The 24164-nt window shown below is 63.5% G+C and carries 27 protein-coding genes and 1 pseudogene; 15 read left to right on the forward strand and 13 right to left on the reverse strand.

What is annotated here, in order from left to right; all coding sequences use genetic code 11:
- Positions 1 to 117 precede the first annotated feature (117 nt).
- Positions 118 to 624 carry a YciE/YciF ferroxidase family protein gene (locus NKH23_RS02305; RefSeq protein ID WP_352469066.1) on the reverse strand — a complete coding sequence of 169 codons (507 nt, stop codon included), beginning with the start codon at positions 622 to 624 and terminating at the stop codon, positions 118 to 120.
- 408 nt (positions 625 to 1032) lie between these two features.
- On the opposite strand from NKH23_RS02305, the gene NKH23_RS02310 reads away from it, so the two are divergent.
- From NKH23_RS02310 to NKH23_RS02320, 3 genes are all read left to right on the forward strand, one after another.
- Positions 1033 to 1179: a hypothetical protein gene (locus NKH23_RS02310; protein WP_023718851.1), complete on the forward strand. Its 147-nt coding sequence runs from the start codon at positions 1033 to 1035 to the stop codon at positions 1177 to 1179.
- Positions 1180 to 1436: 257 nt separating this feature from the next.
- Positions 1437 to 1817 (forward strand): thiol-disulfide oxidoreductase DCC family protein, encoded by a 381-nt coding sequence (locus tag NKH23_RS02315; RefSeq protein ID WP_352912221.1) that lies wholly within the window; start codon positions 1437 to 1439, stop codon positions 1815 to 1817.
- Between the two features lie 49 nt (positions 1818 to 1866).
- Entirely contained in the window at positions 1867 to 3618 is a 1752-nt protein-coding gene (locus NKH23_RS02320; protein ID WP_353016111.1) for a saccharopine dehydrogenase family protein, read from the forward strand.
- Here NKH23_RS02320 and NKH23_RS02325 read toward each other — a convergent pair.
- The 3 genes from NKH23_RS02325 to NKH23_RS02335 all read right to left on the reverse strand — a co-directional run bounded on the left by NKH23_RS02325 (position 3507) and on the right by NKH23_RS02335 (position 7124).
- Positions 3507 to 3890 (reverse strand): DUF1850 domain-containing protein, encoded by a 384-nt coding sequence (locus NKH23_RS02325; RefSeq protein WP_352912179.1) that lies wholly within the window; start codon positions 3888 to 3890, stop codon positions 3507 to 3509. The two genes, NKH23_RS02320 and NKH23_RS02325, sit on opposite strands and share 112 nt — an antisense overlap.
- Complete coding sequence (locus NKH23_RS02330) at positions 3887 to 5983, reverse strand: TRAP transporter permease (protein ID WP_352977012.1); 2097 nt, start codon at positions 5981 to 5983, stop codon at positions 3887 to 3889. Before NKH23_RS02330 ends, NKH23_RS02325 begins: the two co-directional genes overlap by 4 nt.
- Before the next feature lie 181 nt (positions 5984 to 6164).
- Complete coding sequence (locus tag NKH23_RS02335) at positions 6165 to 7124, reverse strand: TAXI family TRAP transporter solute-binding subunit (protein WP_352912183.1); 960 nt, start codon at positions 7122 to 7124, stop codon at positions 6165 to 6167.
- A 255-nt stretch (positions 7125 to 7379) separates the two neighbouring features.
- On the opposite strand from NKH23_RS02335, the gene NKH23_RS02340 reads away from it, so the two are divergent.
- Together NKH23_RS02340 and NKH23_RS02345 are read left to right on the forward strand one after the other, a co-directional pair.
- On the forward strand, positions 7380 to 7733 hold the full coding sequence (locus tag NKH23_RS02340; RefSeq protein WP_023718846.1) for a YciI family protein: 354 nt from the start codon (positions 7380 to 7382) through the stop codon (positions 7731 to 7733).
- Positions 7733 to 8989: an RNA polymerase sigma factor gene (locus NKH23_RS02345; protein ID WP_352912185.1), complete on the forward strand. Its 1257-nt coding sequence runs from the start codon at positions 7733 to 7735 to the stop codon at positions 8987 to 8989. Before NKH23_RS02340 ends, NKH23_RS02345 begins: the two co-directional genes overlap by 1 nt.
- A 15-nt stretch (positions 8990 to 9004) precedes the next feature.
- On the opposite strand, the gene NKH23_RS02350 is transcribed toward NKH23_RS02345, so the two are convergent.
- The 6 genes from NKH23_RS02350 to hrcA form a co-directional block, all read right to left on the reverse strand.
- Positions 9005 to 9628, reverse strand: coding sequence for a glutathione S-transferase family protein (locus NKH23_RS02350; RefSeq protein WP_352912187.1), 624 nt, complete (start codon positions 9626 to 9628; stop codon positions 9005 to 9007).
- 446 nt (positions 9629 to 10074) lie between these two features.
- Entirely contained in the window at positions 10075 to 11055 is a 981-nt protein-coding gene (gene cysK / locus NKH23_RS02355) for a cysteine synthase A (protein ID WP_023718844.1), read from the reverse strand.
- Between the two features lie 151 nt (positions 11056 to 11206).
- The gene (locus NKH23_RS02360) at positions 11207 to 11824 is read right to left on the reverse strand and encodes a LysE family translocator (protein ID WP_352912189.1); all 618 of its coding nucleotides are present in this window, start codon (positions 11822 to 11824) and stop codon (positions 11207 to 11209) included.
- Positions 11825 to 11911: 87 nt separating this feature from the next.
- Positions 11912 to 13267: a PQQ-dependent sugar dehydrogenase gene (locus NKH23_RS02365; protein ID WP_352912190.1), complete on the reverse strand. Its 1356-nt coding sequence runs from the start codon at positions 13265 to 13267 to the stop codon at positions 11912 to 11914.
- A 99-nt stretch (positions 13268 to 13366) separates the two neighbouring features.
- Complete coding sequence (locus NKH23_RS02370) at positions 13367 to 13564, reverse strand: hypothetical protein (RefSeq protein ID WP_254818005.1); 198 nt, start codon at positions 13562 to 13564, stop codon at positions 13367 to 13369.
- Between the two features lie 33 nt (positions 13565 to 13597).
- A complete protein-coding gene (gene hrcA, locus NKH23_RS02375; protein WP_352469078.1) occupies positions 13598 to 14710 on the reverse strand; it encodes a heat-inducible transcriptional repressor HrcA in 1113 nt (370 codons plus the stop codon).
- Positions 14711 to 14842: 132 nt separating this feature from the next.
- On the opposite strand from hrcA, the gene rph reads away from it, so the two are divergent.
- The 5 genes from rph to NKH23_RS02400 are packed head-to-tail and all read left to right on the forward strand — an operon-like array spanning position 14843 to position 18153.
- Positions 14843 to 15559, forward strand: coding sequence for a ribonuclease PH (rph, locus tag NKH23_RS02380; protein WP_292658263.1), 717 nt, complete (start codon positions 14843 to 14845; stop codon positions 15557 to 15559).
- Positions 15560 to 15592: 33 nt separating this feature from the next.
- Entirely contained in the window at positions 15593 to 16003 is a 411-nt protein-coding gene (locus NKH23_RS02385; protein WP_352469079.1) for a VOC family protein, read from the forward strand.
- Positions 16003 to 16665 carry an RdgB/HAM1 family non-canonical purine NTP pyrophosphatase gene (gene rdgB / locus NKH23_RS02390; RefSeq protein ID WP_352912192.1) on the forward strand — a complete coding sequence of 221 codons (663 nt, stop codon included), beginning with the start codon at positions 16003 to 16005 and terminating at the stop codon, positions 16663 to 16665. Before NKH23_RS02385 ends, rdgB begins: the two co-directional genes overlap by 1 nt.
- Complete coding sequence (hemW, locus tag NKH23_RS02395) at positions 16662 to 17825, forward strand: radical SAM family heme chaperone HemW (protein ID WP_352912194.1); 1164 nt, start codon at positions 16662 to 16664, stop codon at positions 17823 to 17825. Before rdgB ends, hemW begins: the two co-directional genes overlap by 4 nt.
- Positions 17826 to 17829: 4 nt before the next feature.
- The gene (locus NKH23_RS02400) at positions 17830 to 18153 is read left to right on the forward strand and encodes a low molecular weight protein tyrosine phosphatase family protein (protein WP_352912196.1); all 324 of its coding nucleotides are present in this window, start codon (positions 17830 to 17832) and stop codon (positions 18151 to 18153) included.
- A gap of 72 nt (positions 18154 to 18225) precedes the next feature.
- Here NKH23_RS02400 and NKH23_RS02405 read toward each other — a convergent pair whose 3' ends face one another.
- Entirely contained in the window at positions 18226 to 18483 is a 258-nt protein-coding gene (locus NKH23_RS02405; RefSeq protein WP_352912225.1) for a hypothetical protein, read from the reverse strand.
- Positions 18484 to 18780: 297 nt separating this feature from the next.
- Between NKH23_RS02405 and rsmI the strand changes: the two genes are divergently transcribed.
- The 5 genes and pseudogenes from rsmI to NKH23_RS34530 form a co-directional block, all read left to right on the forward strand.
- Positions 18781 to 19689 carry a 16S rRNA (cytidine(1402)-2'-O)-methyltransferase gene (gene rsmI / locus NKH23_RS02415; protein WP_352977014.1) on the forward strand — a complete coding sequence of 303 codons (909 nt, stop codon included), beginning with the start codon at positions 18781 to 18783 and terminating at the stop codon, positions 19687 to 19689.
- Complete coding sequence (locus tag NKH23_RS02420; RefSeq protein ID WP_353034191.1) at positions 19682 to 20059, forward strand: YraN family protein; 378 nt, start codon at positions 19682 to 19684, stop codon at positions 20057 to 20059. Before rsmI ends, NKH23_RS02420 begins: the two co-directional genes overlap by 8 nt.
- A complete protein-coding gene (locus NKH23_RS02425; RefSeq protein WP_353024794.1) occupies positions 20011 to 21360 on the forward strand; it encodes a complex I NDUFA9 subunit family protein in 1350 nt (449 codons plus the stop codon). Before NKH23_RS02420 ends, NKH23_RS02425 begins: the two co-directional genes overlap by 49 nt.
- 83 nt (positions 21361 to 21443) lie before the next feature.
- Positions 21444 to 21680 (forward strand): metallothionein, encoded by a 237-nt coding sequence (locus NKH23_RS02430; RefSeq protein WP_352913167.1) that lies wholly within the window; start codon positions 21444 to 21446, stop codon positions 21678 to 21680.
- A gap of 94 nt (positions 21681 to 21774) precedes the next feature.
- Positions 21775 to 21921 (forward strand): annotated as a pseudogene (locus tag NKH23_RS34530) (PDDEXK family nuclease); the annotation flags it as partial.
- A 67-nt stretch (positions 21922 to 21988) separates the two neighbouring features.
- Here NKH23_RS34530 and NKH23_RS02435 read toward each other — a convergent pair.
- Complete coding sequence (locus tag NKH23_RS02435; RefSeq protein WP_352977016.1) at positions 21989 to 23239, reverse strand: flavin-containing monooxygenase; 1251 nt, start codon at positions 23237 to 23239, stop codon at positions 21989 to 21991.
- 94 nt (positions 23240 to 23333) lie between these two features.
- The gene (locus NKH23_RS02440; protein ID WP_352716003.1) at positions 23334 to 24140 is read right to left on the reverse strand and encodes an undecaprenyl-diphosphate phosphatase; all 807 of its coding nucleotides are present in this window, start codon (positions 24138 to 24140) and stop codon (positions 23334 to 23336) included.
- Positions 24141 to 24164: the final 24 nt, after the last annotated feature.

Here is a 24164-nt window from a genome sequence, read left to right on the forward strand (position 1 = left end):
CCTGCGCGACAATGTTCAACCGAGAACGGGCAAAGCCCGTTCCGGTTCCGGCGGCGCAAAAGGCAAGTCCGGGGTTTCGGCCCAGCCTTGCCTTGAACTCAATTCTCTATCGCTGCCCTACTCGGCGGCTTGCAGGTTGATCTTGCTTTCCGCCATCTCGGTAAGCTTGCGGTCGGTTGCCTGCTCCTCCTTGAGATTGTTGGCCAACACATTGGCGCAGTCACTGCGGCCCAGTTGCTTGGCCCAGGCAATCAAGGTGCCGTAACGGGTCATCTCATAATGCTCGACCGCCTGGGCGGACGCGATCAGCGCAGCGTCGAGGACCTCCTTGTCGGCGATGTCGCCGCTGACGTCGTCGGCCTCTTCGAGAATGCCGTCGATGGCCGGGCAGTCGACCTGCTTGGCCTTCACGCCGTGCAGTTCGAACACCTGCTCGACACGCTGGATATGACCCTTGGTCTGGGCGAGATGTTTCTCAAAGCCGGCTTTCAGCTGCGGATCACTCGCCTTGTCGATCATCTTCGGCAGCGATTTCTCGATCTGTTTTTCCGCGTAGTAAATGTCGCGCAGCGTGTGCACGAAGAGGTCGTCGAGTGTTTTGATATCCTTCGAAAAGAAGCCCATGGCCTTTGCCTTTCCATTGCTCTTGCGGTTTTCAGATTTTTGGCTGCGGCTCAACCGAGCACCACAGCTTGCGGAACCGGTTCGTCCCGGCACTGGGAAATCAACGTGCGGCTGACGGGCCGGTTCCTGGTTTTTCGACCACGTGCACGGAAATTTCGCGGTCCAGCAAGAACCTGAAACAAAACCGCGCTTCTGCGACATTCAGGCGAAACATATGTGATGCAAAAGTCACACTGGACGAAATGCCGACGGACTGCATGGAAACACCGCGAATCAGCCGCATTCCAGCCATGAACAAAGGCATTTTCGACCAGAGATTAACATCGCGTTCACCGACTATTCACGCCTGGACGCTATGATCCCCGCAATTCGGAAGGGACATCCGAAACGGGACAGGGACCGAGTAAAATGAGCTTCTGGAATCAAATCGCCGGCTATGCCGCCGCCATCCGCGAATTCGTCGCGCCGACCTATCGACCCGAGCGCTATTACATGCGCGGCCCAGGCCCCGCCTGCGCGCGCCGTGGCAACACGCTTGGGATCAGCGTGCACTGATGATGAGCATGGAGAGCCGTCACGACAGCCGTATCTGCCGGCCCGACGCCGACAATCGGTCAACGACCTATCGCGCCGAGCGCCCTGCGCTGACCGACAGACGGCGTGCGACACCGCCAAGCTTCTAACATTCCGGGCTTTGATCCAGCCGCCGGCAGGCTTAGTGTCGCCTGACACCAGCTGCCGGGCGCCACGTGATCGTCAAGCCGAACCATTCTCCTGAGCCGCCAGAATTCGAATCGAGTCGCCCGTTGATCGTGTTCGACGGTATTTGCGTATTGTGCTCGGGCTTTGTGCGCATGGTGGTGAAGCTCGACCGCAAGGGCCGCTTCCATTTCGTAACGGCGCAGTCGCCCTTCGGCGAGATGCTGTTCAAGAAATACGGGCTGCGGACGGATCGCTACGAGACCAATCTCGTCATCGTCGATGGCGCCGCTTTCACCCGCCTGGACAGTTTCGTTGCCGTCATGGCCGAACTCGGCTGGCCGTGGCGGGCGGCGCAGATCCTGCTGCTGTTGCCGCGCCCGCTTCGCGACTGGCTCTACGACCGCATCGCAAAGAACCGCTACGCCCTGTTCGGCAAGAAGGACAATTGTGAAATCCCTTCCGCCGAGGTGAGGACAAGATTGATCGGCTAGGCTCATTGCCGTGGCCGGAGCGGCGCTGGGCATTTTGGGGGAACTGCGGATGAAGGTTCTTGTCGTCGGCGGCTATGGCACCTTTGGCGGTCGCACCGTCGAGCTTTTGGAGGGCGAGCCGCGTCTGATCCTGTTCGTCGCCGGGCGCTCGCTCGCCAAGGCTGACGCGTATTGCAAGAGGCGCGCCCCGACAGCAGCCCGGCTGGTGCCGGCACTGTTCGACCGTGACGGCGATCTCGCCGCGCAACTCGCTGCATTTGAGCCTGATATTGTGGTCGACGCGAGCGGTCCGTTCCAGGCCTATGGCGAGGGACGCTATCGCCTGATCGAGGCATGCATCGCCCGGCGCGTCAACTATCTCGATCTTGCCGACGGCTCGGATTTCGTCGCCGGTGTCTCTGCGTTCGACGAGGCGGCGCGAAACGCCGGCGTCTTCGTGCTGTCCGGCGTCTCGAGCTTTCCGGTGCTGACGGCGGCGGTGGTGCGTCGCCTGTCTTCGGACCTGACGCGGGTTGACGGCATTCGCGACGGCATCGCGCCGTCGCCCTTCGCCGGTGTCGGCGGAAACGTCATTCGCGCCATCGCCGGTTACGCCGGTCAGCCGGTGCGCCTTGTTCGTAATGGCCGTCCCGAACAAGGCCGTCTGTTTATCGAGCAGCTGCGCTACACGATCGCGCCGCCGGGCCGGCTGCCGCTTCGAAACACGCTGTTTTCGCTGGTCGACGTTCCAGACCTGCGCGCCTTGGCCGCGCTTTGGCCGGAGGCGAGGACCATCTGGATGGGAGCCGGGCCGGTACCCGAGGTGCTGCACCGCGCCCTGATCTGCCTCGCCTGGCTGGTGCGCGCCGGATTGATCAGTTCGCTTTCGCCACTGGCGCCGCTGATGCATCAGGCAACGAACCGGCTGCGCTGGGGCGAGCATCGCGGCGGCATGTTCGTCGAGGTGGAGGGATCGGACCGCACGGGCGCCATCGTCAAGCGCTCGTGGCATCTCTTGGCCGAGGGCAATGATGGGCCGCTGATCCCGTCTATGGCGGTCGAAGCGCTGGTCCGCAAAGTGCTGGCCGGACATCAGCCGGCGCCGGGCGCACGGGCGGCGGTGCGCGATTTGGAGCTCCGGGATTATGAGGCCCTGTTCGCCGGGCGGACGATCTACACCGGCTTCGGGAACGGGGCCGCGGACGAGGACAAGCCGCTTTATGCCGAGCTGCTCGGTGCCGCCTGGCAAGGCCTTCCCGAGGCAATTCGGTCAATGCATGACCGTACGATCACCGCCGCAGGCCGCGCGCGCGTCGAACGCGGGCGCAATGTTCTTGGCCGGCTAATGGCCTGGATGGTCGGCTTCCCCGGGGCAAGCGAGGACATCCCGGTTCATGTCCGCTTCGACACCGACAAGGACGGCGAGACCTGGACGCGGACATTCGGCAAGCACAGTTTTTCGAGCCTACAGTTCGCAGGCCGGGGTCGATCGCAACGCCTGCTGTGCGAACGCTTCGGCCCGCTGACCTTCGCGATGGCACTGGTTGCCGAGGACGGCCGGCTGGCACTGGTCTTGCGCCGCTGGAGCTTTTTTGGCCTGCCGCTGCCGATGTGGCTCGGTCCACGCTCGACTTCCCACGAAACGGTGGAGGATGGCCGCTTCCGCTTCCATGTCGATATCTCGCATCCGCTTGCCGGCATGATCGCTCGCTACCGCGGTTGGCTGGAGCCCTCCGGTGCGCACGGCTCCAGCGAGATCGTGTCGCCTGCCACCTTGGCCAATTCGCGGCAGTCCTGCGCCGTGCACAGTGTCCAGCCCTGACCCGTAGCGCCCGAGGCGGCGAGCACGAGGCGCCGCTTTGGCCCGACCTTGGGCGCATAGACCCACCAGCCGTCGCGCAGCGCCGAGCCCTGCGGCGGCTCCATCCCGGCGCCCGATCCCTTGATGCGGGCCTCGACCAGCTCCAGGCCGAACGGCAGCACCTTCCAGTCTTCCTGCCACTGGGTCTTCTCCACCGAATGCACCCAGGAGAGCGTGAAGGCAGCGACCGCGAGCGTCACCGTCTTGCCGGCCGCGACGATGCAGAGGCTCATGCTGAATTGGCCAGCGAAGCCTGCCGCGCGCGCCAGCAGTGCCAGCCGATCCAGGCAACGGACAGCGCCCAGCCCGCCTCGTCGGTGAGCGGCAGCGCCGCAACCAGCAGCACGCCGGCGGCGAACGCGACGAGGCGTTCCCACCAGGCCATGCGCCGGGCGAGAAATCCGACGGCCGCGGCGCCCCACAGGACGATACCCATGCAGGCTTTGATGACGATATAAGCGACCTCGACGGGATAGCCGAACTGGGCGGCGATCGGGCCGGGATCCTGCAGCATCAGCGCCGGGGTATAGACCGCCATGAACGGCACCACGAAGCCGGCAATGGCAAGCTTGGTTGCCTGGATGCCGATCTTGAGGCCGCTTTCCTTGGCCATGGGTGCGGCGGCGAAGGCGGCCAGCGCCACAGGCGGGGTGAGATCGGCCATGATGCCGAAATAGAAGACGAACATATGGCTGACCACCAACGGCACGCCGAGCGACAGCAGCGCTGGCCCGGCCAGCGACGAAGTGATGATGTAGTTGGGAATGGTCGGTATGCCCATGCCGAGCACCAGGCAGGTGAGCATGGTCAAAAGCAGCGACAGGAACAGATTGTTCTCGCCGATCGAGATGATCCAGCCGATGAAGGTCGAGGCGATGCCGGTAAGCGTCAACGTGCCAATGACGATGCCGACGATGGCGCAGGCAATGCCGACCGGCAGCGCGTTCTTTGCTCCCTCGGCAAGGGAATCCACGCATATGCGCAGCGTCTCGCGCCCGCCCTTGAAGGTGAGGCAGGCTGCGACCAGCACGGCGATGACCACGCTGAGGATGTTGACGCCAAACTTCATGAAGGAGGCGGCGGCAAGCCCGAGCGCCAGCCAGAAGACGACGCGGAAGGCGAGCGGCCCGATCGATGCTGCCAGCGGCGTGCCGAGGATGAGCACAATGGTCAACGCCAGGCCCATGGTGCCGGCGAAGACCGGTGTGTAGCCGGCAAACAGCAGGTAGATCAGTGCGGCGAGAGGCAGTACCAGCGGCCAATGTTGTCTCACTGCATCCCACGGATTCGGCAGGTCGGCCTTGGCCATGCCGTGCAGCCCGGCCTTGCCGGCTTCCAGGTGCACCTGCCAGAAACACGCGCCGAAATAGAGCAGCGCCGGAATGATCGCCGCCTTGACCACCGCGGCATAGGGGATGTTCAGGGTCTCGGCCATGATGAAGGCAACCGCTCCCATCACCGGCGGCATGATCTGGCCGCCCATCGACGAGGTCGCCTCGACAGCTCCGGCGAAGGCCGAGCGGAAGCCGAAGCGCTTCATCAGCGGGATGGTGAACTGGCCGCTGGCCACCACATTGGCGACGCCGGAACCCGAAATGGTGCCCATCAGCGCCGAGGACAGCACGCAGACCTGCGCCGGGCCGCCGCGCCATGAGCCGACCAGGCCAAGCGCAAAATCGTTGAACAGCGCGATCATGCCGGCGCGCTCAAGAAAGGCGGCGAAGACGACGAAGATGAAGATGTAGGCGGCCGAGACATAGATCGGGGTGCCGTAGATGCCTTCGGTGCCATAGGCGAAGGTGTCGACGAGCTGGGCGAAATCATAGCCGCGATGGATGAAAGGCGGCGGCAGATGATTGCCGGCAAATGCGTAGGCGAGAAAGATGAAGGCAATGACGGCGAGCGGCAGCCCCATCAATCGCCGCGCCGCCTCGAAGACCAGCACGACCAGCACCGCGCCGACGATCAGGTCAGGCGTGGTGAGAAAGCCGGAGCGGCGGATGAGGTCGGCATAGAACACCCAATTGTACAGACCGGTGGCGAAGCCAAGCAGGCCGAGCGTCCAGAACACTGCTTTCGCCGGGACGCCTTTGGCGCGCAGATTGGCGATTAGGGCAAAGCCGAGCAGCAGCAGGAAGCCGACATGCATGGCGCGTACGACCTGGCTCGGCAGGCTGCCATAGGCGGCGATGTAGATCTGGAAGATAGAGAACGCGATGGCGATAAAAAACGCCGCCTTGCCGGCGATGCCTTCGCCGAAGCCAGGCGGCAATCCTTCGACAGGGATTTCGGCGGTGGGGGAAAGAATCGTCGGGGTTTCGGTCATTAGCGGGGTTCCTGGCGGGGCGCTCCCCTCCCCCTTGGGGGGAGGGTGGACAGCCGCCGAAGGCGGATGGACGTGTGGGATAACCTCAACTGCCTCGACCTTTGCCTGAACGAGGGAGCGCGTCGCCGAGGACCCCTCCCGGCCCTGCGGGCCACCCTCCCCTCAAGGGGGAGGGGACGCTTTACTTGATGAGCCCCTTTTCCTTGTAATACCTCTCGGCGCCTGGATGCAGCGGCACCGGCATGCCGTCGAGCGCCTTGGCCGGGTCGATCGCCTTGGCGGCGGCGTGGGCAGCGGTGAGCTGGTCGAGATGCTCGAACAGCAGTTTGGTCATCTGGTAGGCGGTCTCGTCGGAGACATCGGCGCTGGTGATCAGGAAATTGCCGACGGCGGCGGTCGCGACATCCTCGGTCTGGCCCTCATAGGTGCCCTTGGGGATGACCACGGAAAGATAGGGCGAGCCGATCTTGGCGACGTCCTCCGCCGGCACGGCAACGATGTTTACCGGCACTGAGGTGGCGAGGTCACGGATCGACGCGACCCCAAGGCCAGCCGATTGCAGCGTGGCGTCGAGCTGGCGGTTCTTGATCAGTTCCACCGATTCGGCGAAGGGCAGATATTCGATCCGCCCGAGGTCTTCGTATTTCAGCCCGGCAGCGGCAAATATCGTGCGGGCGTTGAGCTCGGTGCCCGAGGCCGGCGCGCCGACAGATAAGCTCTTGCCCTTGAGATCGGCGAGCGTCTTGATGCCGGATTCCTTGCTGACGACGATCTGGATGTAGTTGGGATAGATGGCGGCGATGCCGCGCAGCTTATCGAGCTTGCCTGGGAAGCCGGCTTCGGTATTGCCTTCGGCGGCCAGCTTGACAGAATCGCCCAGCGCGAAAGCGATCTCGCCCTTGCCCTGCTGCAAGAGATTGAGGTTTTCGACCGAGGCCTTCGTCGCCTGCACCTGGGTGCGCGCGCCTTCGATGCCCTTGCCGTAGATTTCCGACAGCGCGACGCCGAGCGGATAGTAGACGCCGGACGTGCCGCCGGTCAGCACGTTGATGAATTCCTGTGCCTTGACTGATACCGCGCCAAGGCCAAGCGACAGCGCCAGCACGCCCGCCGCAATAAATTTCGTCCTGAAATTGGGCATGCGATTTCCTCCCTGAAAATTCGGCCCGTGCCCTCCTCTGCGGCACGAAGCGAGGCGAGTTTAGACAGCGGGCGGGAAATGCCAACCCGCAATAGCAGCGATTAGACGAACGGCTAAGCAGTGCCCCAGCACATCGGCGCTTGCGCGAGGTCGCATCGCGGCCGAAAGATTTTTCCAGCGCCTGTCGAAATCGGGCAGGGCCGCGCGACATACGTCCGGCTCGCAACGATGCGGCCTTAGAAACGGGAGAAGACCATGCGATATATGCTTTTGATCTACGGAAACGAAGCGGGGATGGCAGCCGCGCCGGCAGACGCGGTGACACAGATGTCGAGCGCCTATGTCGCCTATACCGAAGCGTTGAAGAAATCTGGCGCCTGGCTCGCCGGCGACCGGCTGAAGCCGACGCAATCCGCTACCTCGGTGCGGATGGCCAATGGCAAGACCAACGTGCTCGACGGCCCCTATGCCGACACCAAGGAGCAGCTTGCCGGCTTCTATATGATCGAAGCGGAGGACGTCGACGCGGCCATTGCCTGGGCGGCGCGCTGCCCGGGCGCCAGCACCGGCACCGTAGAGGTGCGGCCGATCTGGGAACTCACCATGTGATGCCGGAACTGCCCGATACCGCGCGGGCGGCGGCGGAAGCGGCCGCCCGGCAAAGCTACGGCAAGCTGGTCGCCTATCTCGCCGCACGCACGCGCGACGTGGCCGCTGCCGAGGACGCATTGGCTGATGCCTTTGCAGCGGCGCTCGAGCGTTGGCCAAAGGCGGGGGTGCCCGACAAGCCGGAAGCCTGGCTGCTGGCGGTGGCGCGCAGGCGCCGCGTCGATGCGGTCAGACGGCGGCTGACAAGCGAGGCGGGCCGCGACCACCTCAGGCTGATCGCCGAGGAGATGGAGGCACGCATGGCCGAGGAAGACCTGCCGGACGAGCGGCTCAGGCTGATGTTTGCCTGCGCCCATCCGGCGATCGAGGCCGGCGTCCGCGCGCCACTGATCCTGCAGACGGTCCTGGGCTTCGACGCAGCGACGATCGCCTCGGCTTTTCTTATATCGCCAGCCACGATGAGCCAGCGCCTGGTGCGCGCCAAGACGCGAATTCGCGAGACAGGCATTCCGTTCCGCGTGCCGGAGCGGGCCGAGCTCGGTGAGCGGCTGGGCACCGTTCTGGAAGCAATCTACGCGGCGTTTGCCGAAGGCTGGTCCGACCCGGCCGGCACCGAAACGCGGCGCCGCAATCTCGCGACCGAAGCCATCTGGCTAGGCCGTCTGATGGCCACGCTGATGCCGGACGAGCCGGAGGCGCTCGGCCTGCTGGCGCTGATGCTGTTCGCCGAGGCGCGGCGTGCAGCCCGGCGCAATGCGGCGGGTGATTACGTACCGCTGGCCGAGCAGGATCTTGCACTATGGGACGACGCAATGATCGATGAAGCGGAGACGCTGCTCAGGCGCGCCGCAGCCGAAGGCGTTGTCGGCCGCTACCAGCTCGAGGCCGCGGTGCAGTCCGCCCATACGACACGGCGGCTGACCGGTTCTACCGACTGGGTCGCGATCAAGGAGCTCTATGACGCGCTGTCGGTAATCGCCGGCTCGCCGGTGGTGTCGATCAATCGCGCGGTGGCCATTGCCGAGGCCGAAGGTGCTTCGGCAGGATTGAGCGCGCTTGATCAATTCAGCGGCGACAAACGGCTGTACGACTATCAACCTTACTGGGCCGCCCGCGCGGGCCTGCTGGCCAGACTCGGCAACATTCGGGAGGCGAGCGAGGCCTATGACCGGGCTATCGGCCTCGAACGCGATCCGGCCGTGCGCCGGTTCCTGCAGGAACGACGGGCAGGGCTCGGCCGCGCGGAAAGACACTGAGACAAGGCGGAGTGCTTAGGCCGGCCACATGTCGTGGGCAGCATTCAGCCTCTTCATCACCCGATGTTCCCGCAAATTGGCCCACAGGCGTTCGATGTTCGGCCAAGCGGTTGGAACCTTCGCGACCTCCGGATGCCAGGCCACCAACATGACGAGATAGACGTCGGCCAGCGAGAGCCGGTCGCCGGCCAGCCAGTCACGGCCTTCGAGGGCGGCATCGAGAATGGCGAAGCTGCGATCCATTTCCGAGACCGCCGCCTGTTTGACAGCGTCCACGCCGCGGGGATCGGTCGTGTAGCGATGCGCGTAGAAGAACCGCAGGTCAGCCGAATAGATGACGGAGGACATGAAAAACATCCAGCGCAGGAAGTCGGCACGGTCCGGCGAACTTGCTGCGGGCGCCAGTCCTGCTTCCGGGTGGCGCTCGGCCAGCAGGATGCAGATCGCCGCCGATTCGGTCATCGAGCGTCCGTCCGGCATGATCAGGACCGGCACCTGGTTCAAGGGGCTGATGTCTAAAAAGGCCTGATCGAGTCGGCCCTTCGGAACGTCGATCTGGTCGAAAGGCACACCCACCAAAGCGAGCGCCGCCTCGACGACAAAGCCGCCGGTATTGGCACGCGTATAGAGCTTGTACATGAAGTCCTCCGCCAGCCGGTGCAAGGCCGGCGACGATCTGAACCGAAGCGCCGCTTTACTCAAGCGAGCGGGAGCCGCCACAGGTGTTTTTTCAGCGGGCCAGTGCTGTTATCTGGGTCCTCGGCGCACGGGTTGGAGCCTGTTGCCCTAGGTGAACTAGTCTAGCGCAAACCTTCGAGATTGGCTGAAGCCCACCTACCTTCGTCATGTATGGGGCGGAGCAGGAGCGAAGCGACGTCGCCGAGACCCTGGTCCATGCCGTAACTTCTGAGCGTCGCGACGGTGCAGAGCCTTTAGATGTCGGAGGACAGCGTGCATGCTGCCGATGTTGCAACGGCTTTCACATCTGCACCGCGGTATTCGTTGGCCACGCTCACGGAATGGATCCCAGGGTCTGCGCTCCGCTTCGCGTTCGCTCCGCCCTGGGATGACGAGGTGTCCAGACTCTACGCGCCCAATCCCTCGAACAGGATCGTCGAGAGATAGCGCTCGGCGAAGGAGGGGATGACGACGACGAGGTTCTTGCCCTTGTTCTCGGGCCGCGAGCCGACGACGATTGCCGCTTGCAGGGCGGCACCCGACGAGATGCCGACCGGCACACCTTCGAGCCGAGCGACGAGCCGTGCATTGGCAACCGAATCCTCGTTCGAGACCTTGACGATCTCGTCATAGATCGTCGTGTCGAGGATTTTTGGCGCGAAGCCGGCGCCAATGCCCTGGATCTTGTGCGGGCCTGGCTGGCCGCCCGACAGCACCGGCGAGGCTTCCGGTTCGACGGCGACGACATGCACCGAGGGCTTGCGCTTCTTCAGCACCTGGCCGACGCCGGTGATGGTGCCGCCGGTTCCGATGCCGGCAACGAAGATATCGACTTCGCCATGGGTGTCGTTCCAGATTTCCTCGGCCGTAGTGCGGCGATGGATTTCCGGATTGGCCGGATTCTCGAATTGCTGCGGAATGACGGCGTCGGGCAGCGTTGCCGCCAGCTCGTCCGCCTTGGCGATGGCGCCCTTCATGCCTTTCGGCCCTTCGGTCAGCACCAGTTCGGCACCGAGCAGCGCCAGCATCTTGCGGCGTTCGACGGACATGGTTTCCGGCATGGTCAGGATCAGCTTGTAGCCCTTGGCGGCGGCGGCAAAGGCGAGCGCGATGCCGGTATTGCCCGAGGTCGGCTCGATCAGCGTGGTCTTGCCGGGCGTAATCCTGCCCGAAGCCTCCAATGCCTCGATCATCGACACGCCGATGCGGTCCTTGACCGAGGCGATCGGGTTGAAGAATTCGAGTTTGGCCAGCAGATTGGCGACGACACCCTTCTCCCTGGCGAATTTATCAAGCCGCACCAGCGGCGTGTCGCCGATCGTCTCGGTGATCGAATTGTAGATGCGGCCGCGGCCGGGCACGTGTGTGGGGGTGGCGGGCTTGTTCATTGATTTTCCTCCCAGAGGTCAAGCGGCATAGGATAGAGCCATCCACCGCGCAAGATAGGCTGTCGATCGAAAAATATCCGAGTGAAGTTCGTGCTGAATACCCCCGCCCTTGCAAGGCGTGACAATCCCTGGGCGGATTGGCGAAAGAGGTCTATTGGCGGGCGGCAATTGCCGCCGCCGCACCGACCATGAATCCGGCGGCGGTGCGGTTGAGTGCCCTCAGCGCCCGCGGCGACTTCAGGAACCAGCGCGCCTTGGCCGCCAGCGCCAGATAGGGCACCAGCACCACGAGCAGGACGACGATGGTGAGCGCGACAAGGATCCCGTAGTCGACCAGCGTGATCGCCTTCAGATCGACGATGGTCGGGGTGATGGCGAGATAGAAGATCATCGTCTTCGGATTGCCGAGCGTGACGGCAAGGCCGGCTACAAAGCTGGATGCCAAGCCGCCCTTGCCTTTCTTTGCCTCCACCGTTTCGGGCGTGATGCCGCTCGTCCAGAAACGCCAGCCAAGAAAAGCGAGGTAAGCGACGCCCAGCCATTTGATGGCCAGGAAGACCATGCCGAAAGTTTGTGCGACGAAAGCGAGGCCGAGCACCACGGCAGTCAAATAGGTCAGGTCGCCGAGCATCAGCCCGAACGACATGGCCAGCGACGAGCGGAAGCCGGAGCCCAGTGCACGCGCAACGAGCGCGGTGACGCCTGGGCCGGGGATGGCTGCGGCGATGCCGAGGGCGGCGCTGTAGGCGAGGAACCCGGTGAGCGTCATGATTCGCGCTTGTCGCACAATGTTGAAGTTGGGTGAATTCCCTCGGGCCGGATTCGATTGCGCCAGCGCAGCAGGCGACACCGCCGTTCAGGAGCGGCCGTCTTCGTAGGTAACGCGCCAGATGGTGCCGTTACCGTCCTCTGTGACGATCAGCGAGCCGTCCTTGGCCATCGCGACACCGACCGGGCGGCCCCAGACGGCGTCGTTCGAGATGACGAAGCCGGTCATGAAGTCCTCATACTCGCCGGTCGGCTTGCCATCCCTGAATTTGAGCCTCACCACCTTGTAGCCGGTCCTGGCGCCACGGTTCCACGAACCATGCATGGTGACGAAGGCGTCACCCTGATAATCCGCCGGGAAGTTCTTGCCGTCGTAGAAGGCTATGTTCATCGGCGCCGAATGCGCCTGCATCAATACATCGGGGACAGTGGCCTTGCCGGCCAGGTCTGCCCGCTCGCCCTGATGGCGCGGATCCTCGTTATTGCCGATGTAGTACCAAGGCCAACCATAGAATCCGCCGTCCTTGACCGCAGTTGCAAATTCGAACGGCACGTTGTCGCCGAGTTCGTCCCGCTCGTTGACGACGCACCACAATGCGCCGGTGGCGGGCTGCACCGTCATGCCCGTGCAGTTGCGCAGGCCGGTGGCGACAGTTCGGGGATTTTTCCCATCCGGGTCAAAGGCGAGCACATCTGCACGGCCTTCCTCGGAGCCCCACGTTGCGCCGAGCGGCTTTGATTTCGCCCACGCGTCGACGCCGCCATCGGGTTGCTTGTCCATGTCCTCGGCGACATTCGAGTCCGAGCCAACCGATAAAAAAAGCGTCTTGCCGTCAGGCGAGAAGGCGATGTCACGGGTCGAGTGACCGCCCGACGGGATTTTGGCGACAATGGTTTCTGGTTTAGCGGACGCCTTTAGGTCACCGTCGCGATAGGGGAAGCGGACGATGCTGTCGCTGCTTGCGACATAGACCCATTGCGGCTTGTCGCCTGGCGGATAGAAGGCGATGCCATATGGATAGTTGAGGCCCTTGGCGAAAATCGCTTTCTCGATGGGTTTGGCGCGGCCCTCGGCCAGACGGTAGACACGTATTTGGTCGGCATGGCCGTTGGCGATGAACAGGTCGCCGTTCGGAGCGACGCGAACGACGCGCGGATTATAGAGTCCGGAGGCGATTATTTCGGCCGAAAAGCCCGGCGGCAATTCTGGCTTGGCGCTTTCGGGCCGCTCCGTCACGCCGGCGCCGTTCGAAGCGGATTGGGCGGGATCGGCTGGCGGCATGTCTTGCGGCCCGATCAGGCGGCGGACGCCAGGCCTGTCGGCGTGCCAATCGCCAAAAGCGGCTTCGCCTTTGAGCACCTTCTGATCCGACTGCCGGGCGGATGCCGGTGTCGCGACAAGGAGAGCCGCGGCAATGGCCGCAAAGCCGCCAGATCGGGTCATCAACGTCCTCCGGGATTCGCCTCGAAGAGGACAAACGGGATCAGGCATTGGTCGTTCCAAGCGGTCGTCCGGAACACGAGGATTTGAAGCCGAACCCCTTCAGTTGCCAGAGGCGTAGAAATCGTCATCAAGGCGCTTTTCCAGCGCGACCAGATCGGCCGGCAGCGGCAGGCCCATGGCCCGCATCTCTTGCAGCTTCTCACGCAACTGCTCTTGCACCTCGTGCTGATCCTCAGGCTGATTGACCATTTCCTCGAGCAGCAGGCTAATCTGGGCCTTGAACGATTCCAGCGCCATTCTTTTTCTCCTTGCGGCAGGCCGCGGCGGCTCCTAGCGCAGCATGCGCGAAATCAGCTGCGCGGTATAGTCGACCATCGGTACTATGCGGGCATAGTTCAGCCGCGTCGGCCCGATGACGCCGAGCGCACCGACGACGCGCGCGTCCTTGTCGCGATAGGGTGCCACCACCAGCGAGGAGCCAGACAGCGAAAACAGCTTGTTTTCCGAACCGATGAAGATGCGCACCCCCGGACCTTCCTCGGCGAGGTCGAGGAGCTGGATCAGCCCATCCTGCGTCTCCAGATCCTCGAACAGATGCCGCAGCAATTCTATGTCGGCCTGGGCAGTGACGTTTTCCAGGAGATTGGCGCGGCCGCGCACGATAAGCCGCCCAGGCACGCCGCTTTCGGCGCCTGCCCAGACCGCCAGGCCCTTCTCGACCAGATCCTGCGACAGCGTGTCGAGGGCTGCCCTGGTCTCTTCCTTGATGCGTGCGATCTCGACCCGCGCCTCGGCCAGGGTGCGGCCGCGGATATGGGCGTTGAGGAAGTTGGAGGCTTCGTGCAATTGCGAGACGGTGATGCCGGCGGGCAGATCGATGACGCGATTTTCGACGTCGCCGTTCTGCGAGACGAGCACGGCCAGCGCCTTGGTCGGCTCGAGCTGGATGAATTCGATGTGCTTCAGCGCCACCTCGTTCTTGGCGGCGAGCACGAGGCCGGCGCCGCGCGACATGCCGGACAGCATCTGGCTGGCCTCGGTCAGCATATGCTCCAGCGTCGCGCCCGAGCCGGAGGCGCGCACCTGCGCCTCGATGGTGCGGCGCTCCTCGTCGGAGAGGTCACCGAGTTCCATGAAAGCATCGACGAAGAAACGCAGGCCTGCCTGGGTCGGCAGCCGGCCAGCCGAAATGTGCGGCGCATAGATCAGGCCGAGATGCTCAAGGTCGCTCATCACGTTGCGGATGGTGGCCGGCGACAGCGACGACGGCAGGATGCGCGACAGGCTGCGCGAACCGACCGGCTCGCCATCCTTCAAATAGGAATCGACGATGCGCCGAAAGATGTCGCGCGAACGCATGTCGAGCGATTGAAGCGCGGGCGATTGCAGCGCGTGCGACGGAAGCACGTGCGATTGCGAACCGGGATCGACTGCCTTGGTCATTCGAGCCAAAAACCTCCGGCCCGAAGATATAGACTTCCGCGGCGGCGGCGCAACCGGTCCATTTTCCTTTGCGCCTAGCGCCCCGTGCGGCTACAAGCCCGGCCAAGATTCCGAAGAAAGAAAGAAGCCTGAATGCGCCCTTCCAAACGCCAATTCGACGAAATGCGCCCCATCTCCTTCGAGCGCGGCGTCTCCAAGCATGCGGAAGGCTCGTGCCTGGTGAAGTTTGGCGACACGCATGTGCTGTGTACGGCCAGCCTGGAGGAAAAGGTGCCGGGCTGGATGCGCAATTCCGGCAAGGGCTGGGTGACGGCGGAATATGGCATGCTGCCGCGCTCGACCGGCGAGCGCATGCGCCGCGAGGCTTCGGCCGGCAAACAAGGCGGCCGCACGCTGGAAATCCAGCGGCTGATCGGCCGCTCCCTGCGCGCCGTGGTCGATCTGCAGGCGCTCGGCGAGCAGCAGATCACCGTCGACTGCGACGTGATCCAGGCCGACGGCGGCACGCGCACCGCTTCGATCACCGGCGGCTGGGTGGCGCTTTACGATTGCCTGCGCTGGATGGAAGTCCGCCAGATGGCGAGCCTTGGCAAGGTGCTGAAGGATCACGTTGCGGCGATCTCCTGCGGCATCCATGATGGCCAGCCGGTCATCGATCTCGACTACATCGAGGATTCCTCGGCCGGCACCGACGCCAATTTCGTCATGACCGGCAAGGGCGGTATCGTCGAGATCCAGGGCACGGCCGAGGGCGAGCCGTTCTCGGAAGAGCAGTTCGCGGCGCTGATGGTATTGGCCAAGAAGGGCATTCAGCGCCTGGTCAGCCTGCAGCAGATGGCCGTGGACTGATCTTCAGTTTATGACGATGAGGTTGACGATCCTGTGACCCCTTCCGCAATCCTGGAATCAGCACTCTACGTGACGGATCTTGCTGCCGCGGAACGGTTCTATTCGGGCGTGCTCGGGCTCGATCCGCTCGGCAAAGTCGACGGCAGGCATCTCTTCTTCCGCTGCGGCGACGGCGTGCTGCTCATCTTCAATGCCGAGGCGACCAAGGTGCCGCCGGCGTCCGATGCCAAGCTCAAAGTGCCGCCGCATGGCGCCGTCGGCGAGGGGCATCTTTGCTTCGCCGCAAGCGCGGATGAAATCCCGCGCTGGAAAGCCCATCTTGAGGCGAAGAAAATCGCCATCGAAAGCGAGTTCGAATGGCCGCAGGGCGGCCGCTCGATCTATATTCGCGACCCCTCGGGCAATTCGATCGAATTCGCCGAGCCAAGAATCTGGGGCATCTGATGCATTCGCCAACTGTTCACTCGCTTGACGGGCATAAGATCGTCGTCGCCAGCCATAACGCCGGCAAATTGCGGGAATTCGCCGATCTGATGGCGCCGTTCGGCATAGAAGCGAAGTCCGCCAAGGAATACGGCTTGCCGGAACCGGACGAGACCGGCAGCACTTTCGAGGAGAACGCCCTCATAAAAGCCTTGGCCGCCGCCAAGGCCACTGGATTGCCGGCGCTGTCGGACGATTCCGGCCTATGTGTCGATGCGCTTGACGGCGCACCCGGCGTCTACACCGCCAACTGGGCCGAGACGCCGGACGGCTCCCGCGACTTCGGCATGGCCATGCAGCGCACGGAAGTGGCTTTGCAGGAAGTTGGCGCGATCACGCCTGCCCAGCGCAAGGGCCGCTTTGTCGCGGTGATCTGCCTGGCCTTTCCCGACGGCCAGGCGGAATATTTTCGCGGCGAGGTCGAGGGCATGCTGGTATGGCCGCCGCGCGGCGAGCTCGGCTTCGGCTACGATCCGGTGTTCTTGCCCAACGGATTCGAAAAGACCTTCGGCGAGATGAGCGCGGAGGAAAAGCATGGCTGGAAGCCCGGCCAGCCAACCGCATTGTCACACCGTGCCCGCGCCTTTCAGAAATTCGCCCAAGCCCGATTGGCCGCCGCATGACCATGCTGCTCGACCGCAGCCCTGGTTTCGGCGTCTACGTCCACTGGCCGTTCTGCGCGGCCAAATGCCCCTATTGCGACTTCAACAGCCATGTCCGCCACCAGCCGGTCGACCAGGAGCGTTTTGCCCGCGCCTTCGAGACCGAGCTGGCGACCATGCGCGGCCGCACGGGACCGCGCGAGGTGACAAGCATCTTTCTTGGCGGCGGCACGCCGTCGCTGATGAAGCCGCAGACCGTGGCGGCGGTGCTGGATGCAGTGGCGAAGAACTGGACGGTGCCTGGTGGCATCGAGGTGACGCTGGAGGCCAATCCTTCCTCCGTCGAGGCCGAGCGCTTTCGCGGCTATCGCGCGGCGGGCGTCAACCGGGTGTCGCTTGGCGTGCAGGCGCTGAACGACAAGGATCTGCGCTTTCTCGGCCGTTTGCACAATGTCGATGAGGCCCTGCATGCGATCGGCCTGGCGCGCGAGATTTTCCCACGGTTGTCCTTCGACCTGATCTACGCGCGGCCGGACCAGACGCCTGAAGCGTGGCAGACGGAACTCGAGCAGGCGATCGGCCACGCCGCAGACCATCTGTCTCTCTATCAGCTGACCATCGAGGAAGGCACGCCGTTCCATGCACTGCATGCGGCAAGGAAATTCATCATTCCAGACAATGAGGTTGCCGCCGATCTCTACGCGTTGACGCAAGAGATCACCGCCGCACGCGGACTGCCGGCCTACGAAATTTCTAACCACGCCAGGCCCGGCGCCGAAAGCCGGCACAATCTCACCTATTGGCGCTATGGCGAATATGTCGGCGTCGGTCCCGGTGCGCATGGCCGCTTCGTCGAGAGCGGGCGGCGCGTGGTGACGATCGCCGAGAAAATGCCGGAGACCTGGGCCAATCTGGTCGAGGCCAAGGGCCATGGCGTTACCGGCGGCGAGATCCTCACGCGGTCGGAAGAGGCCGACGAGTTCCTGCTGATGGGGCTGAGGCTGGCGGAAGGCATCGACCTTTCCCGCTACGAGGCATTTTCAGGGCGCGGCCTGTCGACGGCACGGCTGTCGGTGCTGCAGGACGAAGGCCTGGTGGCGCCGATCGGCAATGCCCGCCTGCGCGCCACGCCGGCCGGCATGATCGTGCTCGATGCGGTCGTGGCGGATCTGGCCAGATAGCACGTTGAAGAACGTTCTCTTCGTCTGCAGCCAGAATCGCTTGCGCAGCCCGACGGCGGAGCAGCTGTTTTCCAAGCGGCGGGACATCGAGGTCGCATCAGCGGGCACCAATCACGATGCCGACACTCCGTTGACGCATGAACTCGTTGCCTGGGCCGACATCATCTTCGTGATGGAAAAACCGCACCGCGCCAAACTGCAGCAGAAATTCAAGACAAGCCTGAAAAAGGCTCGAGTAATCTGCCTCGATATTCCCGACGACTATGAATTCATGGACCCGGCTCTGGTGGGCCTGCTGGAGGCGCGCGTCTCGAAGTATCTGGGTTGAATGATACATCGCGGAGCATGCGCAACCGCGCTTTCGAGAGCTGTCTCGACCAATCGCGAAGGTCTGCGGTGGTCAAGCCTCGTGCTTGTGGCGGTGTTTGGCGCGATCTTTTTCGCTGGTCTCTCCGGAGCGCGCCGGCTTGATCTCGCTTTTGTCGCGCGAGGCACGGTGCTGGTCGGCTGTGGGATGTGATGCTGCGCCATCGCGGGCGCTTTTTGTTTCGAGGCGGGTGATGAAAATGTCGAAGCGATTGGGCATCGTCCGGTCAGTGCTCCATCGTGCGGTCGGTTTCGTTTGCGGGCTTACTCTCTGCCGATCGCTGGCGTGCAAGCGGCTTCTTGGCTCTGCCATCTGCGGCTTCGGCAGGCAGGCCTTTGTCGCATGGCGCAGCGAAGCGTTTGCGGCCGGCATAATAGGGTTCGAAAACGTCCTGTATCGTCAGGCTGTCCATCCTGCTCCTCCCGAGATCAGGTGTAAAATTCGCCGGCAACGGTTTCGTTCCCTACTATGGCGAAGGCATGGCGGCTGGTTCACGTCGGCATCCCTTCTGGAACCCGGGCCGTTGCAACCCAGGCTTTTGCAACCAAGCGTGAGCCGTGCCAAACAGGGTCGAACGGAGTTGTGCAGGTGACCGGCGAATCGGCCAAACGCAGTTATGTGGTCGGGCAGACCGAGATTGCCGCCCGGCCGCTCGAGCCGGCGCTCTATCTGGTGGCGACGCCTATCGGCAATCTCGCCGACATCACGCTGCGCGCGCTGGAAACGCTCGCCGCCGCCGATATCGTCGCCTGCGAGGACACACGTGTCAGCCGCGTGCTGCTCGACCGCTACGGCATCCGCCGCCGCACCACCGCCTACCACGAACACAATGCCGGCGAGGCCGGGCCGAAGCTGATCGCGGCACTCGAGGCCGGGCAGAGCGTCGCGCTGATCTCGGATGCCGGCACGCCGCTCATCTCCGACCCCGGATACCGGCTGGTCGGTGAGGCGCTGGAACGCGGCATTCGTGTCGTGCCGATCCCCGGACCGTCGGCGCCACTTGCCGCTCTGACGGCATCCGGCCTGCCCTCGGACGCCTTTCTGTTTGCCGGCTTCCTGCCGGTGAAGACCGGGCAGCGGCTGACGCGGCTGGAAGCTTTGAAGGCGGTGCCGGCAACGTTGATCTTCTTCGAATCGCCGCGCCGGCTGGCCGAGACGCTCAATGCCATGGTCGAGGCACTGGGCGGTGACCGCAAGGCGGCGATCGGCCGCGAGCTGACCAAGACTTTCGAGGAGATGCGGACCGGCACCCTCCAGTCGCTCGCCAGCCATTACGCCGCAGCCGATACGCCGAAAGGCGAAATCGTCATCTGCGTCGGCCCGGCGGATGTGGTCGCTGATGAGCCTGAAGACATCGACCGGCTTCTGCTTTCGCTCGCCGCCGAGATGCCGGCCTCCAAGGCAGCGGCGGAAGCCGCCAAGATGACGGGTGGCCAGAAACAGGCGCTCTACCGGCGGCTGCTTGACCTCAGGGCCGGCGGAGACGGCGATGGCTGAACGGCCGAGCGCCAGCCGGCAAAAGGCCTACCGGCGCGGCCATCACGGCGAATGGCTGGCGGCGGCGGCGCTGATGCTGAAGGGTTACCGGATTTTGGCTCGCCGACACCGTACCAGGTGCGGCGAGATCGACCTGATCGCGCGGCGCGGCGATCTGGTGCTGATCGTCGAGGTCAAGGCGCGCCGCACCCTGATGGAGGCAATGGAAGCAGTCGGCCGCGAATCGGAGCGCCGCATCGAAGGCGCCGCCGATTTCTGGCTGTCGCGCCAATCCGACTACGGAAAATTATCGGTGCGCTTCGACATGGTGGCGGTACTGCCGTGGCGCTGGCCGGTGCATGTCGAGAACGTTTTCTACGGGCGGAGCTAGGCTATTCCCGAAGTGGGGTCGGTTTTGCTGCGATCTCCGGTTCAGATTATGTTGCCTGTCGTCTCGTCGATGGGAACAAGGAAGTCGCGCCATTTGCTGACCTTCGATGCGCCGCGCAAAAGCGGACGTCCGGTAGGAGGCATTCGGGGTTTTTCGTCGGCAGCCTCGATCATGTGCCGGCGCTCACCTGCGTTCGCTCAATCGTTCGGTTTGTCTATCTGACTGGAACAAAAGCGTTCCTGCGTTGTTCTCCAATCGTCCTGATGTTCGACGGGCTGGTTCAAATGCCAGCCAGGGCAGTCCTCGTCGCAGCTACGCGAGGACTAGGGATGGCGAGGCAAATGGATCCTGACGATCTCAACCCGGAACGGATCGTCACCGTGTTCGGCGGAACCGGCTTTCTCGGGCGCAGGATCGTGAAGCGGCTCCTGGAAAGGGGTTTCACGGTCCGTGCCGCATCTCGCCATCCGGCTCGCGTGGCCCTGGTCTTTTCCTCGAGTACAAGGATGCCCGAAGCAGTCGAGGCGGATATATTGGATGCGTCCTCGATCGGGTCGGCCATTACCGGATCACAGGTGATCGTGAATGCTGTCAGTCTTTACGTCGAGCAGGGCGTCCAGACCTTTGAACGCGTCCATGTGAAAGCCGCGGCCGATCTCGCTGCCGCGTCGCGCAACGGCGAGATCGATCAGTTCGTCCAGATTTCAGGGATCGGCTCCGATCCTCAATCGGATTCGAATTATATAAGGGCACGTGGACGCGGAGAAGTTGCCGTGGAAAGCGCATTTCCCGGCGCTTTCATTGTGCGTCCCGCCGTCATGACAGGACCTGACGACGCTTTCCTCACGACCATTGTGAGGATGATACGCCTCCTGCCGGTTTATCCGCTGTTCGGCGATGGTGGCACACGGCTTCAGCCGGTCTATGTGGCAGACGTCGCGGAAGCAGTGAGCCGGCTGATCGACGGGCGGAGCCACATGGGTTCATCCATATTCGAATTCGGTGGCCCGCGTATCTATACCTATAAGGAACTGCTTCGGGAGATCGCCCGACAGCTCGATACGCACGTCAAGCTGATGCCGGTGCCGTTTGCGGTATGGAACGCCTTGGCTGGCGTCGCGGAACTCCTCCCGGCTGCCCCCATAACGCGCAACCAGATCGATCTTATGCGTCAGGATAATGTGGCAGCAAATGACGCGCCGGGCCTGAAGGAACTCGACATCGAGCCGCGGGATATCGACGAGGTGATCCGCGTGATCGAACAGCGCCGTGGCGTAGGCTCGCGCTCGTCTCCGCCTTAGGACGGCCCCCTGATCCCGGCGGGAACCTATCGCCGCGCGACAGGTTGGTCGAGCTTGAAGCCAATGAAAGAAGGAAAAGAACTATGGCCAGATGCGATCAATGCGGGAATGACTACGACAAGGCTTTCAAAGTGACGATGGCCGACGAGACCTACACGTTCGACAGCTTCGAATGCGCGGTCCAGAAACTTGCTCCGACGTGTCCGCATTGCGGATGCCGGATCATCGGACATGGCGTCGAACAGGATGACATCATCTACTGCTGCGCACATTGCGCCGCGGAGGAAGGTGCGAGCGCGCTGACCGATCGCGCGCCTTGATGCACCTCCTTTGGCGTCTCCAGGGCGACCATTCCGAATGACTGCGCCGGCTCACCCCAGATGGCCAGTGCTGTCAGCCCGAAGACGACCAGCCGAGGTCAAGGCGCACCGCACGCTGATGGAGGCAATGGATGCAGTCGGCCGCGAATCGGAGCGCCGCATCGAAGGCGCCGCCGATTTCTGGCTGTCGCGCCAATCCGATTGCGGAAAATTATCGGTGCGCTTCGACAAAGGCAGCGTGCGTCGTCTTGATCGCGCCAGAGCTGTCATGTTCTTGCACGTTCAACAACCCGCGCTCGACGGATCGGTTAGACGTCGTTCCGTGGCAAGTCGGCTCCACCTTGGACAAGTCGCTCCACAACGGCGGCCGCCTCCTCTGGAATGGCTGGTATGGTGCCCGACTTCCGCGTCGATCCGAAATCGAGGCCGGCGAAAAAGAGGCCTTTAACAGCGCTGACGCCATCCTCGTGGACGGGCTGGCCGGCTGCATCGAGCGCGCCGGGAAGCCGAACCCATGAGAAATCGCCGGTGAAGCCCGTGCACCAGACCACCGATCTGATGCCGCTCGCCGTCCAGTCGAGGGAGCGGATCGGCGGATCGGGCAGGCGCGGTTCGATCGTCTCATCCTGATCGTCCTCGGCCAGTGGCGCATCGAGGCCGGCGCGCTCTATGTACTCGTCAACCAGGCGCTTGGCATCCGCCGAAACCTCGTCGGCAAATCGCATATGGTCGTCGAGCTCGTCGCCGAAGACGAGGTTGCCATTCTCCACACCCCTGAAGCGGCCTAGCAGCACCACGCCCTGCGCGCTCAGCGATTGCAGGCTGATCGTGTGGGTCGCGCCGACCAGCGCGCGGGCCTGCAGCTTGCCGGAGGGAAGGACGAGTTCCTTGCGCGGGACGTCGAGAAACCCGGATAGCGTCAGCCATTTAAGTATGTTGCCCCCGCGGTATCGCCGCACCCAACGGCCGTTGCGGCTGGTCGCCAAAAAGACCACACGTCCGGCCAGCGCCAGATCCTCGGCGATCTGGCCGCCCGACTGGCCGCTGCCGACCACCAGCACCGCGCCACTCTCGAACTCGGCCGGGTTGCGATAAGCCGAGGAATCGACTTGGCGAATTGCGGTTGGCAAGTCAGTCGATCCTGGTGGCCGAACCTGCCGATTTTGGTCGCCAGTGGCGATCACCACATTGCGCGCCAGAAACGCCCCGTCCGTCGTGGTGATACGAAAGATCCCATCGTCTCTCGTCAGCTCATGTACTGGATTTTGGGTGCTTACCGGCAGACGGTGCCGCTCGGCATAGCCTTCGAGATACGCGACAAACTCGTGGTGGGTTATCGCGCCCCACGGCTCGGGCCCCTCGTAGGAATCACCGGGTAAGATGGAGCGAATGGTCGGCGAATTCAGTCGAAACGAGTTCCATCGCTGCGTTCGCCACGTTTCGCCGATCCGGCCTCGATCGAGCACACGGTGGTTGCGGCCCCGCCGTTTCAAGAAATAGCTGACGCCGAGCCCCGCCGGCCCGGCGCCAATAACGAGGGCGTCAAGAACTTCGCTCATGCATTCCCCCTGCCAACCATACGTCCACAAGATCGTATGGCTCGGCGTGGGGCAAGAATAGAGTTCCGGCTGGGATTGCGCTATCCGCGCCGGCTCACCCCCAGATGGCCAGCCCCGTCAGGCCGACGATGCCGACGACCAGCCGCCACCAGCCGAACAGCGCATAGCCGTGGCGCGAGACGTAGTCGAGCAGGAAGCGCACGACGATTAGCGCGGTGACGAAGGCGGCGACGAAGCCGACGGCGATTATGGGCAGGTCGGCGCTGCTCAGTACATTGCGGTTCTTGAACAGGTCGAAGGCGAAAGCGCCGACCATCGTCGGGATGGCAAGGAAGAAGGAGAATTCCGCCGCCGCCCGTTTGTCGACGCCGAGCAGCAGCGCGCCGACGATCGTCGAGCCCGAGCGCGACGTGCCGGGGATCAGCGACAAGCACTGAAACAGCCCGATCTGCAGATAAAGCCTGGTCGGAAACCGCTCGACATCGTGGTAATACGGCTTCGGCTTCATGCGATCGACCAGCAACAGGATGACACCGCCGATGATCAGCATGATGCAGATCAGCCGCGGCGATTCGAACAGCACCGTCTTGATGAAATCATGCGCCAGCGCGCCTATGATTGCCGCCGGCAGGAATGCGATGAGGATGCCAAGGACGAAATGCCGCGTCAGCCGGTCGTAGGGCAGCTCGAGCAGCATCTTCCAGAGACGGCGGAAGTAGACGCTGAGGATCGCCAATATGGCGCCGAGCTGGATCAGGATTTCGAAGGCCTTTCCGGTCGAATGAAAGCCGAGGAAATGGCCGGCGAGCAGGATATGACCGGTCGAAGACACCGGAATAAACTCGGTCAGGCCCTCGAGCATGCCGAGCAGCAGCGCTTCGACGACGGTCTGGCTTTCCATGGCTACCTCGGCGTTGGAGTGAGG

This window comes from Mesorhizobium sp. M1328, assembly GCF_040318075.1.
Classification (GTDB): domain Bacteria; phylum Pseudomonadota; class Alphaproteobacteria; order Rhizobiales; family Rhizobiaceae; genus Mesorhizobium.

Bases quoted from the DNA above. Each gene is read 5' to 3' on its own strand.
- NKH23_RS02340 (WP_023718846.1), top strand. From the start codon at position 7,380: ATGCGATATATGCTTTTGATCTACGGAAACGAAGCGGGGATGGCAGCC.
- NKH23_RS02420 (WP_353034191.1), top strand. From the start codon at position 19,682: ATGGCTGAACGGCCGAGCGCCAGCCGGCAAAAGGCCTACCGGCGCGGC.
- NKH23_RS02330 (WP_352977012.1), bottom strand. From the start codon at position 5,983: ATGACCGAAACCCCGACGATTCTTTCCCCCACCGCCGAAATCCCTGTC.
- NKH23_RS02350 (WP_352912187.1), bottom strand. From the start codon at position 9,628: ATGTACAAGCTCTATACGCGTGCCAATACCGGCGGCTTTGTCGTCGAG.
- cysK (WP_023718844.1), bottom strand. From the start codon at position 11,055: ATGAACAAGCCCGCCACCCCCACACACGTGCCCGGCCGCGGCCGCATC.
- NKH23_RS02305 (WP_352469066.1), bottom strand. From the start codon at position 624: ATGGGCTTCTTTTCGAAGGATATCAAAACACTCGACGACCTCTTCGTG.
- NKH23_RS02325 (WP_352912179.1), bottom strand. From the start codon at position 3,890: ATGAGCCTCTGCATCGTCGCGGCCGGCAAGACGGTGACGCTCGCGGTC.
- NKH23_RS02335 (WP_352912183.1), bottom strand. From the start codon at position 7,124: ATGCCCAATTTCAGGACGAAATTTATTGCGGCGGGCGTGCTGGCGCTG.
- NKH23_RS02345 (WP_352912185.1), top strand. From the start codon at position 7,733: ATGCCGGAACTGCCCGATACCGCGCGGGCGGCGGCGGAAGCGGCCGCC.
- rph (WP_292658263.1), top strand. From the start codon at position 14,843: ATGCGCCCTTCCAAACGCCAATTCGACGAAATGCGCCCCATCTCCTTC.
- rdgB (WP_352912192.1), top strand. From the start codon at position 16,003: ATGCATTCGCCAACTGTTCACTCGCTTGACGGGCATAAGATCGTCGTC.
- NKH23_RS02435 (WP_352977016.1), bottom strand. From the start codon at position 23,239: ATGAGCGAAGTTCTTGACGCCCTCGTTATTGGCGCCGGGCCGGCGGGG.
- NKH23_RS02310 (WP_023718851.1), top strand. From the start codon at position 1,033: ATGAGCTTCTGGAATCAAATCGCCGGCTATGCCGCCGCCATCCGCGAA.
- hrcA (WP_352469078.1), bottom strand. From the start codon at position 14,710: ATGACCAAGGCAGTCGATCCCGGTTCGCAATCGCACGTGCTTCCGTCG.
- NKH23_RS02360 (WP_352912189.1), bottom strand. From the start codon at position 11,824: ATGACGCTCACCGGGTTCCTCGCCTACAGCGCCGCCCTCGGCATCGCC.
- NKH23_RS02430 (WP_352913167.1), top strand. From the start codon at position 21,444: ATGGCCAGATGCGATCAATGCGGGAATGACTACGACAAGGCTTTCAAA.
- NKH23_RS02440 (WP_352716003.1), bottom strand. From the start codon at position 24,140: ATGGAAAGCCAGACCGTCGTCGAAGCGCTGCTGCTCGGCATGCTCGAG.
- hemW (WP_352912194.1), top strand. From the start codon at position 16,662: ATGACCATGCTGCTCGACCGCAGCCCTGGTTTCGGCGTCTACGTCCAC.
- NKH23_RS02370 (WP_254818005.1), bottom strand. From the start codon at position 13,564: ATGGCGCTGGAATCGTTCAAGGCCCAGATTAGCCTGCTGCTCGAGGAA.
- NKH23_RS02365 (WP_352912190.1), bottom strand. From the start codon at position 13,267: ATGACCCGATCTGGCGGCTTTGCGGCCATTGCCGCGGCTCTCCTTGTC.
- NKH23_RS02320 (WP_353016111.1), top strand. From the start codon at position 1,867: ATGAAGGTTCTTGTCGTCGGCGGCTATGGCACCTTTGGCGGTCGCACC.